Here is a 13061-nt window from a genome sequence, read left to right on the forward strand (position 1 = left end):
CTCAAGCTGCATGCGGCTTGGCGAGCGATTGGCAGGACTGGCGCAAGCGATGCAAGAACGCCGACGGCCCCGCGTGGGGGCCGTCGAAATGATGGGATGGGCGCACCAACCGCTAACGCTGAAGGCCCAGGCCACTCCGGCGCCAGGCGCAGAAGCGGTCTGCTCCTATCGAGCAGCGTTACCCAAATAGTGGTGCGTGGAAATCCAGGCTAGAGGAATGCCCCGTGCCACGCGCGGCATGAGACCGGGCGACAGCCGGATTGTCGGTGACGGGCCGCCGACATCGAGGCCCCGGCCCTACAGATCCGAGAATCGCGATTCGCCGGTCTCGTTGCGGGACATCCAGTCGTCAATGAAGTTGCGGGCTTTCGTGCCCAGCGCGAGTTTTGCAGCAGTTGCGTCGAGGCGCGAAGTGGACAGCACCAAGCGGCATTTGTGCTGTCCCTTCCGAAACATATCTGCGCGCCCTGAGAACGCCTCTCCGGCACCCGTGATCTCCACGCGCACTACCCATTCTCGATAGTCAAATTCCGCCCCACCATCGGTGAGCATTGGGACCTCTTCTTCTGTTCTTACGGAGGGAGCCGCAGCCTATTGAAGATTAGGCGCAAAAGCGAAAAAATGATAGAAAACTATCGGGGTTGACCTGCTGCAGTGCAGCGTCAGGCTTCAGGAATGAGGTCCACGATGAGTCCTTCCTTGGACCTTGGAAGAAGTCTTACCCGCTTCGGCGGGCTTTTTCATGGCGCAGCGACGCCTTCGCCGGATGGGGACGGCGAGTGGCTCGCTGGCTGGCTTTGCAGGGAGTGGGTCGCTGGCTGGCTTTGCAGGTCCCGCGGCGCAACGTGAGTCGTTGCCGTACCTAGAAGTTCAYCCCAGAAATGAAGGAGTACGTCAGCACCCCGATCGCCRCGACGATCATGGCAACGATAGCCCAGCGAAATGCAACGTCACTGGCGCTTTCATCCATCTGTGCATGTTCAGATTTCATGGTGAGATTCTCCGCCAGAGCCTTGCGAGTGTTTGTCGGACTAGGACGCTGGRCCCTGTTGCTGAAAAGCCCGAGCGGAGCCACTGGGTTCTAGCGAGGCGCGCATCCGCCGAGAAGGCCGCCTGCACCTGCCCGCCGCACTTTTCCAGGGTCTTGAACTGTATGCTAGTAACGGGTATCCGCTTAGCTCCAGCGGACTTAACTGGAGCGGCTCGTAAAACTCCTTGATGTCGAGTTCTGCGCCGAAGTCGCGGATGTAGCGGCGGTAGTCCGCCGAGACCTGAGCCGAATAACACATGGGTGATCCTGACTCTCGATTTCCTCTTCGGCCCCCACGCATCGCCCGCGGTTCCGGGACAAGGAAATCGGGCGGCCTTCGAGGTGACTGCCAGCGCAATGGCTCAGGGGCCTACGAATGAATGTGTTCTCCACCGCTTTCTTGCCAACGTTGCTGGATTTGCAAGGCATCTGCGTCGGAGTGCGCTTTCACTCCAAGCAGAATGCCGCCTACACGGAGTCCGACTTCGTACTGCTCGACGCGCGAGTCCGGAATGCCCCAATTCTTGAGTATTCCCATGAGGCCGATCGCTACACCAGTCGCTGCGGAAGCTATCAGTGCTATGGCCAACGGCCCGGCAACTATCCCGAAGCCAGGAATCAGTAACACGCCCACAGCTGCAACTACCGGCGCAAGCGTGCCCACCGTCCCACCCACCGGACCACCCCACGTGTTGTTCGCTGGGTTGTTGATATCTGCTGCAGCGGCCTTCTCTTCCAGATCAGTCGTATCTGGATAATCTGTGGTCGGGTTGTGGGCGAGAAAGTATCGTTGGCGAACTTCGTCGGACATGACCACATTGACATCGCCCTTGTCGTAGCCCAGGTCGACAACGGACTGGAAAGCGAGCTCCGCGCTGTCCTTGTCCTTGAACAAGCCAGTGACCATGGTCATCGCATTCTCCTTGTCGCAGACAGAGTAGGGAGCAACCTTGCTTTTGGAGGATAGTAAGTTCAAACGCCCCTTTTCGATGTCGGTCGCACGCAGCCAACCCTGTGGCCTCGGTGCTGGCCCGCTCGAACAGCGACGGGTCTGGGCTCAGTCAAGCCGCGTGGGCCGTTGACGGCCCACGCGCTGGAGCGCACGGCGGCGCAAGGTCCTGCAGACGCCGTTGTCCATAGTCCACCTAGTCTTACCGCTCACGGAATAGCTGGGTGCCGATGTACATTCGCGGGCATGCGCTGGCTCCCACCCCTTCTGATCTCCGTCATCCTGGCCGGATGCGGCGCCGAGGGTCTCGCGCGCCGAGCGCCAGCAGATCAACGTGGACCGCGCGAACCAGCCGGCCACTGCCATCGTCCACAAGGTTGACGCCGGCGAGATCATCATGGTGACGGTGCCCACCGGTGGCAACGAGCGCGCGACCGATCAGCAGCACTGCTTCGCCTGGCGGGACGCCGAGTTCAAGACCGCGACGCTGTCCTGCCCGAGCGACCAGCAGGACACGGTCGTCGAAGCGGCGCCGCAGTCCAACTGGCCAGCCAAGACCGAGCCCTAGCGATCGAGTTCCTCCATCGTCGCGCGCTCTTCCTCGTTGGCGTGCTGGCTGAACTTCTTGTTCGCCGCGCGTGACATCCCCGACCTCGGGTTGTCGATGCTGCGGACGATCCGGCCAGCTTCCTTCGGCGTCAGCCCCGTCGCCTCGAGCACCTCGAGCGCATGGTCAGTGTCGCCGTACTTCAGCGAGCGCTTGACCTCCTCCATCGCATAGGCCTTGGACGCCGTGATGCGCTGCTCGGTCTGCGCGGCGACAGCGCCCTCGGGCCCCCCCGGGTGGCCCTGGGAGATCGACAGGCCACTCAGGTTGCCGGCCATCTTCTGCTTGTCCAGCGACGTCGCTGCGCCGTTGGCCATGTCGTAGCCCGTGCGGATCGTGTCCCATGGCACCTGGGACTGGACCAGGTGCATCGCGATGTCCATGGCCTTCTGGGTGGTGCTGCCCGAGGGATCCCAGAGCGGCACGCCGAAGCCCTTGTTGTTGGTCGCGACGTCGGCGACCGCCTTGGCCGCCGGGCTCATCTTCTTCACGAAGGTGTCCGACGGGTGTGTCAGCCAGCCGATCGTGTCCTCGACCACCTTGCCGGTCGGCAGGCGCATGTACTCGTGGCGGCCAGAGTCCTGGGCGCCCATGTCCACGCGGTCCTGCTTGGTCGGCTCGTTGTGCCAGGTCGACGACAGCCGGTAAGGGTCGTAGCTGCCCATCTTGCCCGGGTGGTCCTTGATGCCCTGCCACATGTCGGAGGCGCGCGCCGAGTAGCCGCCCAGTGCGTCGGCGATCTCCTTGCCCATCGGGTCGTCCTTGTTGCGGCGGACCCAGTCCTGCACCAGGGAGGTCACCAGCACGGTGGCGGCCAGGACGGCCACCAGCCCAGAGAAGGCCTTGCGCTTGGCCATGTTCAGGCCCAGCTCGGCGCTGGCCGCGGTGGACTTCTCAGCCATCTGCGCGCGCAGGCCGGCGGGCATCCCGTAGAACACGTCCTTCACGGCGCCAATGTTGCCCATGTTGAACGAGCGCGAGAACAGGATCACGTTGGCGAACTTGCGTGCCACCGCGGACATGTTCTCCCGGCCCACAGCGCCCGCGTAGCGGTTCGCCACGTGCGCGGCATACGTGGCAGCCGCATTCGCGTCCAGGCCCTTCTTGAGGGCTGCGGCGTTGGCGTGCTGGAAGATCCCGGCCTGCAGGTCGCCGATGCGATTCCACAGCAGGGTGCCGTGCCAGAAGTCACCGGCCGCGTCGACGCCGGCCTTGAGCTTGGTGCCCAGGCCCTTGACCACCTTGTTGCCCACCGCCTTCGCACCCAGGCCGATCCAGCTTTCATTCGGGTCGCCCCAGCCGCCGTCCTTGCCGACGCCGCGTGCGATGTCGCCGACGTCGACCATCGAGTGGTTGGCGCCGCTGATCGGCACCATGCCGTGGCCGATTGCGTTGGTCATCAGATCCGGATCGAGCCTGGCGGCGTGGCCGGTGAAGTAGAGCTTCGGCAGCCTCAGCCCGGCATAGGCGAACGCACGGCCGGCGATCACCATGTTGTGGGTCAGCGGCGAGACCATGATGGCGCTCATAGCCTTCGACTTGAGCAGCATGTAGCCACGGTAGAGCGGCCCGTCCTGCTGCGTCAGGATCGCCTTCAGCGGGCCCTCGAAGTCCTTATGGATGTAGATGGGCGTCTTGTCCAGGATCACGTTGCCCTGGTCGTCGTGGAGCACGCCCCAGTGGCCGGTGGCGTCCTCGCCCATGCGCGGCTTGTAGGTCGTGAAGGCCGGGTGGTCCATCGTGAAGAAGTCGGGTGCCGCGGTCGGCGAGGTGCTCGCCTGGCCGGTTAGGCGGCCCAGCGCCTTGATCTGGTTCACCAGCTCGCGCCCGGCGATCGCGCGCTCGAGCTTGTCCATCGCCATCGGCTGGATGCGGATGTCGCGCACGAGCTCGGCCTCTTGGCCAGCCACGTTCAGCTTGGCCTTCATGGCCAGCTCGGTCTCGGCTGCCGTCAGGTACTTGCGCTCCCTCAGGTTCTTCGAGCTCGTGGAGAAGTTGCGGCCCTGGCCACTGCTGGTGGCGGTCTTGCCGTCGCCCGAGGGCGGGCGGCTGTACTCGCCGTTGGTGTCGATCATCGCGGCCATGCGCGGCGTCCAGTAGGGCAGCCCGTCGCCCTTGAACATGCCGACCGCCTTGGCGCGCTGCAGGACCTCCTCGCCGTACTGGTGCAGCATCTCGACCGCGTCTCGCTCTTCGGGCGTGAGGCGATCAAGGCCCTTGCCGGCCATCTGGACCGGAGGCAGGCTCGGGTCGGTGGCCGAGCTCTTCAGCACCATCGACCACATCATCAATCAGCTCGACACCAAGCGGATTGCGATCGACAAGGCGGTCGAGGCCGAGAAGAAGGGACGCAAGGAGAAGCTGATCGTGAAGGCGCGCGATGCGTGGAAGGCCCACATCGCTAAGCTCGAGACCGAGATCGACCCGATCAAGCTGAGCGTGTCGATGCCCGACTTCAACGAAGCGGCGAAGAACAAGCGCACGCCCGAGAGCCTGCAGAACGCCATCGACACCGAGCTGGCCAACGGCAAGATCGCGGCCGACGCGCAGGCCCAGGTGCTGCGCGCGAACACCGCCTACATCGAGACGGTGATGGACCACAAGTTCCTGTTCGCCGATCTGCAGGCGATCGTCACAAAGTCGAACGATGACTTCAAGGCGCTCGTGACCCTGCGCATCCAGAACCACAAGGATGCCGAGGAAGCCAAGGCCAAGGCAGCTGAGACGCCCGTGGTGGTGCAGCTGCTGGACGCCGTCATGGACGAGGTGATTGCGCCGGCCGCATCGCCGACCGTCACCGCCACGGTCACGCCGGCGCCTGCGGTGATCCAGATGCCCGTGCGGACCGCTCCGACGCCCGGCGCGGTGTCGAAGCTGAGCGTTGGCGTGATCAGCATGCACCTTGGCTTCATGGTCACCTCGGCCTTCGTGGAGAGCCTGGGCTTCAAGTCCGAGCGCATCAAGGGTGCGGTCCTGTTCCACGCAACCTTCGACGAGATCACCCGCGCGGTGATCGGTCACCACAACGGCCTGCTGGCCAAGGCGGCAGCATGAAGCGCGCCCTCTTGATGCTCGCGATCGCCGCGCTGTCGGGGGACGCCTGCCAGCAGCGCCTGGCAGACAAGCTGACGCAAGCCACTAACACCACGGGACCGGAGTGCGAGCAATGAGCGACCTCCCCGTCATCACCACCTACCGCGAGCTGCGCGCGTACGAAGCCGAGAACAAGGGCGTCGACCCCCCGGTCAAGACCACGCTGAGCTTCATGATGGCGTTGAAGCTGCACCGCGAGACCAGCCTGCGCGACGACTTCGCGAAGGCCGTCATCACCGGCGCCGGCGGCGACTCCCCGAAGGCGCTCGCCCAGTGGGCCTACGCCGTGGCCGACGCCATGATCGTCGAGGGAGCGAAGAAATGATCACCGGGCCCCACGAAGACGCCGACTGGATCGGCCACATCAAGCCGCGCACGCCGCCGGCACCGCCACCAGCACCAGCACCAGCACCAGCACCGCCGCAAGGCAAGACGGACGCCCAGCGCGCACGCGAACAGATGAGGACCATCAAGTGAAGACGCACCACCTCAAAACCGACCCCCTGGTTTTCCAGGCCGTCTGGGACAACGCGAAGACCTTCGAGATGCGCTTCAACGACCGCGGCTTCCAGGTCGGGGATCTGCTGGTGCTGGTCGAGACCACGCACACCGGCGTCGAGATCAAGGCCGGCGCGCCGCTGGACTACACCGGCCGCGCCTGCTCGCGCATCGTGTCGCACCTCCTCGAGGGCTACGGCCTTCGGCCAGGCTGGTGCTGCCTGTCGTTCAAGTCGGCCGACCGCGACGCCTACGAGGGCGCCAGGCACGACCTGCTCGAGTGGAAGAAGCGAGCGCTCCAGGCCGAGGCCGTGGTGCGCCAGATGGTAGTCGTCTAATGACCGACTACCTCATCTTCTGGCTGGCCAAGATCCTGGCCGAGTTCATCTTCTGGGGTGGCGTTGCCGTCCTGGTCGCCGTTGTCGCGGCGATCGCCTTCTCCATCTACTGGGCAGTGAGGGCGGTCGGTCGCCTGCTGAAGCCGACCTGGTGGCGCTGGCCCCGTGCCCGTCCTGCGGCGGGAAGGCTAGGGCGGAAGGCGGCCTGCCTCAATAACCGAGCGCCTCATACTCTTCAGCCGCGCCGATCCAGCGGCGCTTCGGCATGTCCATCGGCACCAATCCGATGAACCGCGTATACGCTGAATCCAACGTCGCGAGCTTGTCCCTCCATTCGGATGGATCGACTGCGGCGCCACGCCGCACGCGCATGACCAGCTGGTTCCAATCCTCCGCAAAGGATTCAAATTCGCTCGCCGCTAGGAAAATTCGCCGCCATTCGTCGGTCATAGGCGAACCTCGGTCAATGGAGTGGACCAGAGCTGAGAGTCCTTCGCCTCCCCGAACCCACCGATCGGCATTTGGAGATGATGGCTCCAGCAGGACTTTTGTCACCGTTTTGCATATTGAGGGCGTCGATTTCTCCTTCCGGCCTGTATGCGGTCACGGGCAATTTTCAGCATCGTCGTGTCCTCCAATCCCTCGCGTGGATAGGAGGATCGAGCCGTGAACTGCTCAAGCTCCCAGCGCAGCCGATCGATCGTCGCCTGCAGCTGCCAGCGATGCCGCCATTCTTCAGGGGTGGGATATGGCCCGTGCCCMGCCGCAAACATGGGCAGCTTTTCTCTGAACTCGCGATCCGTCTCGTCGAGTCTTTGCATTGCGACATGGAGCCTATCAAGGAGGTCGTTTTTCGCGTCGGTTTCCATTTCACGAAATTCGAGTTTCCAGACCCAYAGGCTGACACCAAGCGCCAGATCCATCTGGCGCCTGAAGCCTCGATTTTGCGTAGGCGTCAGCCTGCACGCGCCGCGGCTTCCCTGGAGCGCCTAATGACCCGGCAACACGTCAGCGCCCTCCTCGGCGCCACCGCCCGCGCCATGACCGAGGTCAAGACCCGGCACTGCCCGCCTCCGACCTTCCGGCCGCCTGAGCCGGTGAAGTCTTCCACCCGCTGCGTGAAGTACGGCGGCTTGTTCGCCTATTCCGTGTCGATCGACGGCCGGACCAATGGCCGGTGCGCAAGCGTCGGCTGCATTTCCTGGAGAGACCTATGAACACCCTCCGCGAAGGGATGAAGTCGGCCGTCGGCCGCGCGATCGGCGCCCTCGGCGTCGAGCCTCAGCCGGCCAGCACGCCCGCAGCTACCTGGCGTGCAGCGGGCGAGCCTGACCCGCACGCAGGTCACTACGTCGGCGAACGTGAAGCCCTGACGCTCGGCTACCTGACGGACGACGAGCTTGCGAACGGCGCGTTCATGAACTACGACCAGCGGCTTTCAGTGCAGGACATGCTGGCCCCGAAGCCCGGTCAGCACATGCCCATCGTCTGGATGACCGCCGTCAAGGACCGCATCCGCTGGTTGTCGCGCTCGCTCGAAGCCGCCCTTGTCGCCCGTGCTGCCACACCCGACTATGTTCCGACCAGCGACGACGAGGAGGTCTGAACCGATGACCCTTGCTCACCCCAACCCGAACTGGCGCATGGGCCGTCCGATCGTGAACCCACTTCATGGCTTGCGCCTCAGCGTGCCGGATCGCTTCCGCCTCGGTTCGACAAGTGTCGGAGTCACTCAGCAAAGACATTCCCCCTTGGCTGGGCCAGGGAAACCGACGCACGAGGACCGGCCGGTATATGGCACGGCCCAAACGCTCTGCCGAACAGAGAAATCGATAACCCTCGTATACGAACAACACGCTTCTCGCCATGGTCCGGTCCCGATCGCCAACTGTGGTTGGACACTAGGCACGCCACAATTGTTCCAGAACGCAACCGCGGGAGGGCCAGCGCATGACCGCCCGCGCCCCATGCGCCGACGGCTGCCGCTACGCACTCGACGGCCAGGGCCTACACGTGCGCTGCCTCGGTGGCTGCCGAGAAGAGACGCGCCGGCCAGTTCCGCCACCAGAACCACCCGCGACCGCCGACCAGGTGCGCGACCAAGATTCCATGTTCGGCGTGCTGCCGCCGAGGACGACACCATGAGCGACATCGTTCTTACGCCCGAGGAAATCGAGGCGATCACCCAGTACAAAGTGCCGACCATGCAGCTCAACGAGTTGCGCCGGCAAGGGTTCTACCGGGCCCGCATGGGGCGCCGCGGCGTAGTGCTCAAGCGCGGCCACTACGATGAGGTCGTCGCTGGCCCAGACGGCTGAGCCGACCAAGAAGGCCCTGAACCTGCCAACCCTGAGGCTCGCATGATCCGCTCCCGCACCAACCCTGACGGCCTGCCCTTCCGCGTCTACGAGCGGTACGGCGCGCCGTTGTACAGCATCGGCTACAAGATGAAGTCCGGGCGCTGGGCGTTCCGCTTCAAATGCCTGGTCGACGACGCGAACTGAGCATGAGCACTGATCTTGGTGGGCTGACACCTGCTATTGATCGAGTTGCGTGATGGTCCGGCCTCGTCGACCCTCATCGATCGTGAACAGATCATTGGTGGTTGCAGGCAGCGGGGGCTGTTCTGATCTTCTTTCAATTCAATCGAGCCCCTGCCGGGCCGCCGGAGGCGCCCCGGTTGAGCCATGTACTTCATGGTTCAACCTCGATCGAGCGGTGGGTCGCGACGTTGATCTTGTCCGGTCGCCATTACATGGCGTGAAGAGAACTGCCGTGGGTGGCCGGGCCGCTTGCGATTCGGGCGGGTATCGGCCGGCTGGCCGATGAGTTTTCGTCAACGGGATTGGTCGACGTCGTTGACCGCACGTTCTGCCTCGGCCACGGAGGCTTCGAGCTTGACGATGAGTTCGAGGAAGCTGTCTACGAACCCGGCGTCATAGTCCTCGGGATTGGCACGCGCGAGCTCGATCACCTTGCGGTAGCAGTCGGCGGCCTCGCGGAACTGGCCGCGGGCCTCATGGACCATGCCGAGCCGATCGTAACCATCGTGCACCTCTGGGTAGCGAACCAGCAGCTCTCGGGCGGCTTGTTCGGCCTCATCGAGGCGGCCGGCATGGACCAGGTCGACCACGGCGTTGGACGCCGCATCCAGAGCCTGGGCTTCCCGCAACGTGGTCTCGGTTTCCAGCAACTCGGCCTGGTAATCCTTTCGCAGAGCAGCTCGGTTGGCCTCCTGAGCTTGCAACGCGACGCGCTGGGCGATGGCGGGCGCGAATTCGGCCGCCCGATCCTTTTCCAGGCAGCAGTGCTTGTACTTCTTACCGCTGCCGCAGGGGCAGGGATCATTGCGACCGGTTTTTGGCATAGTGGATCCCTCCTATCAAGACTGGGAGAAGAGGACRGTTACTGCATCGCCGCCCAGCACAGGCGCCGCCTGCCGCCTCGCTCCTTTCCTCGGGGACCTTGCGTCAACGGCCCCTTTGGAGAAGTCAATATCGATCACGAGAAGAGACCAGCCCAGTGTGCCATGCCTTGCTGCAAGACCCGAAGTTCCTCACCCTGCTTCTTCGCATCGACCACGAGTTCGCGGCGCAATGTCGTGCCGACGGCTGTCGATGCGGTGGCGATCTCCACCGAGCTGACTACCCTCGCAAGCCGCGAGGCTGCCCGCCCAGCATGCGAGGCGATTGCTCATCGCGGCTGAGCTTTTGCTGTGCGGTGTGCCGCAAGCGGGCGACCTCGCTGTCGGTGCGCTTCCTGGGCCGGCGGGTGTACCTGGGACTCGCGGTGGTGCTGGCGTCAGCGTCGCGTACCGGGTTCGGGTCCACACCAACGAGCGTGCGTGTGGCCACGGAGTTGGGCGTCGCGCGTCAGACGCTGCAGCGCTGGCAGGCCTGGTGGATCGAGCAGTTCCCGCTGACGCCGTTGTGGCGCGCAACGTGTGCGCGCTTCATGCCGCCCACTGATGTTGCGAGGTTCCCGGGCGCTTTGCTCGAGCGCTTCGAGGGCTCGCCGGCCCACAGCCTGATGCGCCTCCTTGTGTTCCTCAGCCCGGTGACGCTGCGCAGCGGGAGGCCGAGCGTCGTTGAGGTATTCGAGGCCCGCTGATCACACGCAGAACCTGTGCGTAGACCTCCTGGGCGGAGGTCCATAGCCTTGGTTCCAGCAAGCCGCACCGCCGGTGTGGCGTCTCCTGGAGCCTCATGTGAAGAAATTGTTCGATCCGCCCAAACGGGATCGCTGGGCGCGGCTGCGCTTCTCGGTCATCGGCGCCTTGATGGCCTCACCCCCCGAGCCGGGGCGGCTGCGCGATGCGCTGCTGGTCCTGGCGGCCAAGACGTGGCGTCACCCTGACTCGGTCCTGGACGTGCGCTTCGGCGTCTCCACGTTGGAACGTTGGTACTACGCGGCCAGGCGAAGCGACGACCCGCTGGTTGCGTTGCGCGACCGGCTGCGTGGCGACGAAGGTCGCTTCCCCAGCATGAGCGAGCAGGCCATCGCCGCCTTGACGGCGCAGTACCGGGAGCACTCCGGCTGGACGGCCCAGCTGCACCTGGACAACCTGCGCGTCACGCTGCAGGCCGCCGGCTTGCCGGTGGCCTCGTATGCAACGGTGCGGCGCTTCCTGCTCAGCCAGGGCATGCACAGGAAGGCCCGCCCCAAGCGCGCCACCGAGGGCGCGGTGCTGGCCCGCGACCGGCTCGAACAGCTGGAGGTGCGCAGCTTCGAAGTCGAGCATGTCGGCGCGCTGTGGCACCTTGACTTCCACCATGGCTCGCGCAAGGTCCTCACCCGAGGCGGCCAGTGGGCGACGCCGATGCTGGTCGGCTTCATCGACGACCGCTCGCGCTTGGTCTGTCACCTGCAGTGGTACCTCGACGAGACGGCCCAGACCCTCGTGCATGGCCTGTCGCAGGCATTCATGAAGCGCAACCTGCCAAGGGCGGTAATGACGGACAACGGCGCGGCGATGGTGTCCGAGGAATTCGTCTGCGGACTCGCTCGGCTGGGTGTCGTGCACCAGACGACGCTGCCGTACAGCCCATATCAAAACGCCAAGCAGGAATCGTTCTGGAGCCGCATCGAGGGACGGCTGATGCCCATGCTCGAGGGAGAGCAGACCCTCACGCTGGATCGGCTCAACGAGGCAACCCAGGCCTGGGTCGAGCAGGAATACCACCGCACGGTGCACTCCGAGATCGGCGTCACGCCGCTGAGTCGCCATCTTGCCGGTCCGACCGTGGCACGCCAGTGCCCCGGCTCCGCGGCGCTGTCCGACGCCTTCCGCATCGAGGTCAAGCGCCGAGCACGTCGATCCGACGGCACCTTCAGCCTGCAGGGCTGTCGCTTGCCATGATCCACGGCGACCCCGGCACCGGCAAGAGCATCGCACTGCGCCTGCTGGCCGAGCGACTGTCCAAGCTCTCCGACGTCACCGTCGGCGCCGTCAGCCATCCGCAAAGCAACCTGGCCGACTTCTACCGCGAGCTCGGCGACATCTTCGCCGTCGCGCTGCGCCCGCACAACCGATGGGGCGGCTTCAAGGCCTTGCGCGAACGCTGGCTGGCCCACCTGGACACCACCCGTCGGCGCTGCGTGCTGCTCATCGACGAGGCGCAGGAGATGAGTCCGGCGGCTCTGTGCGAGCTGCGCCTGCTGGCCAGCGCGCGCTTCGACTCGCAGCCGCTGCTGTGCGTCGTTCTGGCCGGCGATGCCCGTCTCATCGAGAAGCTTCGGCGCGAGGAGCTGATCCCGCTGGGTAGCCGTATCCGCACCCGCCTGGCCACCGAGCACGCCAGTCGCGAGGAGCTCATCGAGGGACTGGCTCATCTGCTGACCGGAGCAGGCAACGCCACCCTGATGACTCAGCAGCTGCGTCACACGCTATGCGATCACGCCGTCGGCAACTACCGCATCCTCACCACCATGGCCGCCGAGCTCCTGGCCGTGGCCGCCAAACGCGAGCTTCCCCAGCTTGACGAGAAGCTCTACCTGGAGGTATTCGCACAGCCCGATACGTCAACCCCCCGTCGCACCGGATCTCGGCGTTGAGCAGGCACGCAACATCATGAACACCGACCTCCAAGATCCCCACGCCCACCCCATCGCGCTGCCAACGCTCAGCGATGAAGCCGTCATCGAAATCCGAAACTTCATCGAGCTTGTGCTCGACCAGTTCGATATCCACTACGCCGCCCAGGTCCGCCGCTTCTACGAGGACCGCGCAGAGCACAACATGGTTCGCCCGACCCCGCCCGCCGCCGACGACGACAACGACAACCCGCCGTTCTGAAACCATCACGCCTCAATGTGCAACGCCGCCAGGCTCAAACCTGGCGGCGTTCTTGTTCACGCATTCGAGGGACATCAGACATCAGCAACCTTGAACAACGTGTCGCCAAACACCGCCGACTCATTGTTCAACGACCATCGCCAAGCTTGATCGCCGGACCATCGAATTGGCTGATCACACTCAGAACCAGATCCGCAAGCTGCGCCGACAGGCCATCGAGGAATCAACACGAATCGTGGAAGACATGCCCG

At 64.6% G+C, this 13061-nt stretch carries 19 protein-coding genes and 2 pseudogenes; 13 read left to right on the top strand and 8 right to left on the bottom strand.

Translation table 11 applies throughout. The features are described from left to right. Positions 1-297: 297 nt before the first annotated feature. Both AC1DY5_RS20525 and AC1DY5_RS20530 read right to left on the bottom strand, forming a co-directional pair. Positions 298-552, bottom strand: coding sequence for a hypothetical protein (locus AC1DY5_RS20525; protein ID WP_478114287.1), 255 nt, complete (start codon positions 550-552; stop codon positions 298-300). Between the two features lie 848 nt (positions 553-1400). After that, positions 1401-1943 (bottom strand): hypothetical protein, encoded by a 543-nt coding sequence (locus AC1DY5_RS20530; protein WP_478114288.1) that lies wholly within the window; start codon positions 1941-1943, stop codon positions 1401-1403. A 370-nt stretch (positions 1944-2313) separates the two neighbouring features. Here AC1DY5_RS20530 and AC1DY5_RS20535 point away from each other — a divergent pair, with 370 nt between their 5' ends. Continuing rightward, positions 2314-2547 carry a hypothetical protein gene (locus AC1DY5_RS20535; RefSeq protein ID WP_478114290.1) on the top strand — a complete coding sequence of 78 codons (234 nt, stop codon included), beginning with the start codon at positions 2314-2316 and terminating at the stop codon, positions 2545-2547. Here AC1DY5_RS20535 and AC1DY5_RS20540 read toward each other — a convergent pair. Beyond that, positions 2544-4862, bottom strand: a complete 2319-nt coding sequence (locus AC1DY5_RS20540) for a hypothetical protein (RefSeq protein WP_478114291.1) — start codon at positions 4860-4862, stop codon at positions 2544-2546. The two genes, AC1DY5_RS20535 and AC1DY5_RS20540, sit on opposite strands and share 4 nt — an antisense overlap. Between AC1DY5_RS20540 and AC1DY5_RS20545 the strand changes: the two genes are divergently transcribed. The 4 genes from AC1DY5_RS20545 to AC1DY5_RS20560 all read left to right on the top strand — a co-directional run bounded on the left by AC1DY5_RS20545 (position 4840) and on the right by AC1DY5_RS20560 (position 6515). After that, a complete protein-coding gene (locus tag AC1DY5_RS20545; protein WP_478114293.1) occupies positions 4840-5640 on the top strand; it encodes a hypothetical protein in 801 nt (266 codons plus the stop codon). The genes AC1DY5_RS20540 and AC1DY5_RS20545 overlap by 23 nt on opposite strands. 112 nt (positions 5641-5752) lie before the next feature. Next, complete coding sequence (locus AC1DY5_RS20550; RefSeq protein WP_478114294.1) at positions 5753-6004, top strand: hypothetical protein; 252 nt, start codon at positions 5753-5755, stop codon at positions 6002-6004. Next, complete coding sequence (locus AC1DY5_RS20555; RefSeq protein ID WP_478114295.1) at positions 6001-6156, top strand: hypothetical protein; 156 nt, start codon at positions 6001-6003, stop codon at positions 6154-6156. The genes AC1DY5_RS20550 and AC1DY5_RS20555 overlap by 4 nt, the downstream gene beginning before the upstream one ends. Next, positions 6153-6515: a DUF3850 domain-containing protein gene (locus AC1DY5_RS20560; RefSeq protein WP_478114297.1), complete on the top strand. Its 363-nt coding sequence runs from the start codon at positions 6153-6155 to the stop codon at positions 6513-6515. The genes AC1DY5_RS20555 and AC1DY5_RS20560 overlap by 4 nt, the downstream gene beginning before the upstream one ends. Positions 6516-6725: 210 nt before the next feature. Here the strand turns inward: AC1DY5_RS20560 and AC1DY5_RS20565 are convergent, their stop codons facing one another. Together AC1DY5_RS20565 and AC1DY5_RS20570 are read right to left on the bottom strand one after the other, a co-directional pair. Continuing rightward, positions 6726-6965 carry a hypothetical protein gene (locus AC1DY5_RS20565; protein WP_478114298.1) on the bottom strand — a complete coding sequence of 80 codons (240 nt, stop codon included), beginning with the start codon at positions 6963-6965 and terminating at the stop codon, positions 6726-6728. 101 nt (positions 6966-7066) lie between these two features. Then, complete coding sequence (locus AC1DY5_RS20570) at positions 7067-7438, bottom strand: hypothetical protein (protein ID WP_478114300.1); 372 nt, start codon at positions 7436-7438, stop codon at positions 7067-7069. Positions 7439-7507: 69 nt separating this feature from the next. Between AC1DY5_RS20570 and AC1DY5_RS20575 the strand changes: the two genes are divergently transcribed. From AC1DY5_RS20575 to AC1DY5_RS20590, 4 genes are all read left to right on the top strand, one after another. Beyond that, positions 7508-7732: a hypothetical protein gene (locus tag AC1DY5_RS20575; protein WP_478114302.1), complete on the top strand. Its 225-nt coding sequence runs from the start codon at positions 7508-7510 to the stop codon at positions 7730-7732. Continuing rightward, a complete protein-coding gene (locus AC1DY5_RS20580; protein WP_478114303.1) occupies positions 7729-8121 on the top strand; it encodes a hypothetical protein in 393 nt (130 codons plus the stop codon). Before AC1DY5_RS20575 ends, AC1DY5_RS20580 begins: the two co-directional genes overlap by 4 nt. Before the next feature lie 535 nt (positions 8122-8656). Then, positions 8657-8833 (top strand): DUF4224 domain-containing protein, encoded by a 177-nt coding sequence (locus AC1DY5_RS20585; protein WP_478114305.1) that lies wholly within the window; start codon positions 8657-8659, stop codon positions 8831-8833. A 42-nt stretch (positions 8834-8875) separates the two neighbouring features. After that, positions 8876-9019 carry a hypothetical protein gene (locus tag AC1DY5_RS20590; protein ID WP_478114307.1) on the top strand — a complete coding sequence of 48 codons (144 nt, stop codon included), beginning with the start codon at positions 8876-8878 and terminating at the stop codon, positions 9017-9019. 332 nt (positions 9020-9351) lie between these two features. Here the strand turns inward: AC1DY5_RS20590 and AC1DY5_RS20595 are convergent, their stop codons facing one another. The 3 genes and pseudogenes from AC1DY5_RS20595 to AC1DY5_RS20605 all read right to left on the bottom strand — a co-directional run bounded on the left by AC1DY5_RS20595 (position 9352) and on the right by AC1DY5_RS20605 (position 10151). Beyond that, complete coding sequence (locus tag AC1DY5_RS20595) at positions 9352-9648, bottom strand: tetratricopeptide repeat protein (protein WP_478114316.1); 297 nt, start codon at positions 9646-9648, stop codon at positions 9352-9354. Positions 9649-9810: 162 nt separating this feature from the next. Continuing rightward, positions 9811-9879: pseudogene (locus AC1DY5_RS20600) on the bottom strand (SEC-C metal-binding domain-containing protein); the annotation flags it as partial. Positions 9880-10016: 137 nt separating this feature from the next. After that, a complete protein-coding gene (locus AC1DY5_RS20605) occupies positions 10017-10151 on the bottom strand; it encodes a hypothetical protein (protein ID WP_478114309.1) in 135 nt (44 codons plus the stop codon). A 42-nt stretch (positions 10152-10193) separates the two neighbouring features. Between AC1DY5_RS20605 and AC1DY5_RS20610 the strand changes: the two genes are divergently transcribed. The 4 genes and pseudogenes from AC1DY5_RS20610 to AC1DY5_RS20625 all read left to right on the top strand — a co-directional run bounded on the left by AC1DY5_RS20610 (position 10194) and on the right by AC1DY5_RS20625 (position 12810). Next, entirely contained in the window at positions 10194-10625 is a 432-nt protein-coding gene (locus AC1DY5_RS20610) for a hypothetical protein (RefSeq protein ID WP_478114311.1), read from the top strand. Between the two features lie 97 nt (positions 10626-10722). Next, positions 10723-11865, top strand: a pseudogene (locus AC1DY5_RS20615) (DDE-type integrase/transposase/recombinase); the annotation flags it as partial. A 5-nt stretch (positions 11866-11870) separates the two neighbouring features. Then, positions 11871-12569, top strand: a complete 699-nt coding sequence (locus AC1DY5_RS20620) for an ExeA family protein (RefSeq protein ID WP_478114312.1) — start codon at positions 11871-11873, stop codon at positions 12567-12569. A gap of 16 nt (positions 12570-12585) precedes the next feature. Next, positions 12586-12810: a hypothetical protein gene (locus AC1DY5_RS20625; protein ID WP_478114314.1), complete on the top strand. Its 225-nt coding sequence runs from the start codon at positions 12586-12588 to the stop codon at positions 12808-12810. Positions 12811-13061: the final 251 nt, after the last annotated feature.

Source organism: Variovorax sp. P4_D9 (assembly GCF_056401695.1).

What these genes read in the sequence shown, in the direction of transcription:
- AC1DY5_RS20525 (WP_478114287.1), bottom strand. Translation starts at nt 552, where the DNA reads ATGCTCACCGATGGTGGGGCGGAATTTGACTATCGAGAATGGGTAGTG.
- AC1DY5_RS20530 (WP_478114288.1), bottom strand. Translation starts at nt 1,943, where the DNA reads ATGACCATGGTCACTGGCTTGTTCAAGGACAAGGACAGCGCGGAGCTC.
- AC1DY5_RS20540 (WP_478114291.1), bottom strand. Translation starts at nt 4,862, where the DNA reads ATGGTGCTGAAGAGCTCGGCCACCGACCCGAGCCTGCCTCCGGTCCAG.
- AC1DY5_RS20550 (WP_478114294.1), top strand. Translation starts at nt 5,753, where the DNA reads ATGAGCGACCTCCCCGTCATCACCACCTACCGCGAGCTGCGCGCGTAC.
- AC1DY5_RS20555 (WP_478114295.1), top strand. Translation starts at nt 6,001, where the DNA reads ATGATCACCGGGCCCCACGAAGACGCCGACTGGATCGGCCACATCAAG.
- AC1DY5_RS20565 (WP_478114298.1), bottom strand. Translation starts at nt 6,965, where the DNA reads ATGACCGACGAATGGCGGCGAATTTTCCTAGCGGCGAGCGAATTTGAA.
- AC1DY5_RS20575 (WP_478114302.1), top strand. Translation starts at nt 7,508, where the DNA reads ATGACCCGGCAACACGTCAGCGCCCTCCTCGGCGCCACCGCCCGCGCC.
- AC1DY5_RS20580 (WP_478114303.1), top strand. Translation starts at nt 7,729, where the DNA reads ATGAACACCCTCCGCGAAGGGATGAAGTCGGCCGTCGGCCGCGCGATC.
- AC1DY5_RS20585 (WP_478114305.1), top strand. Translation starts at nt 8,657, where the DNA reads ATGAGCGACATCGTTCTTACGCCCGAGGAAATCGAGGCGATCACCCAG.
- AC1DY5_RS20590 (WP_478114307.1), top strand. Translation starts at nt 8,876, where the DNA reads ATGATCCGCTCCCGCACCAACCCTGACGGCCTGCCCTTCCGCGTCTAC.
- AC1DY5_RS20610 (WP_478114311.1), top strand. Translation starts at nt 10,194, where the DNA reads ATGCGAGGCGATTGCTCATCGCGGCTGAGCTTTTGCTGTGCGGTGTGC.
- AC1DY5_RS20620 (WP_478114312.1), top strand. Translation starts at nt 11,871, where the DNA reads ATGATCCACGGCGACCCCGGCACCGGCAAGAGCATCGCACTGCGCCTG.
- AC1DY5_RS20625 (WP_478114314.1), top strand. Translation starts at nt 12,586, where the DNA reads ATGAACACCGACCTCCAAGATCCCCACGCCCACCCCATCGCGCTGCCA.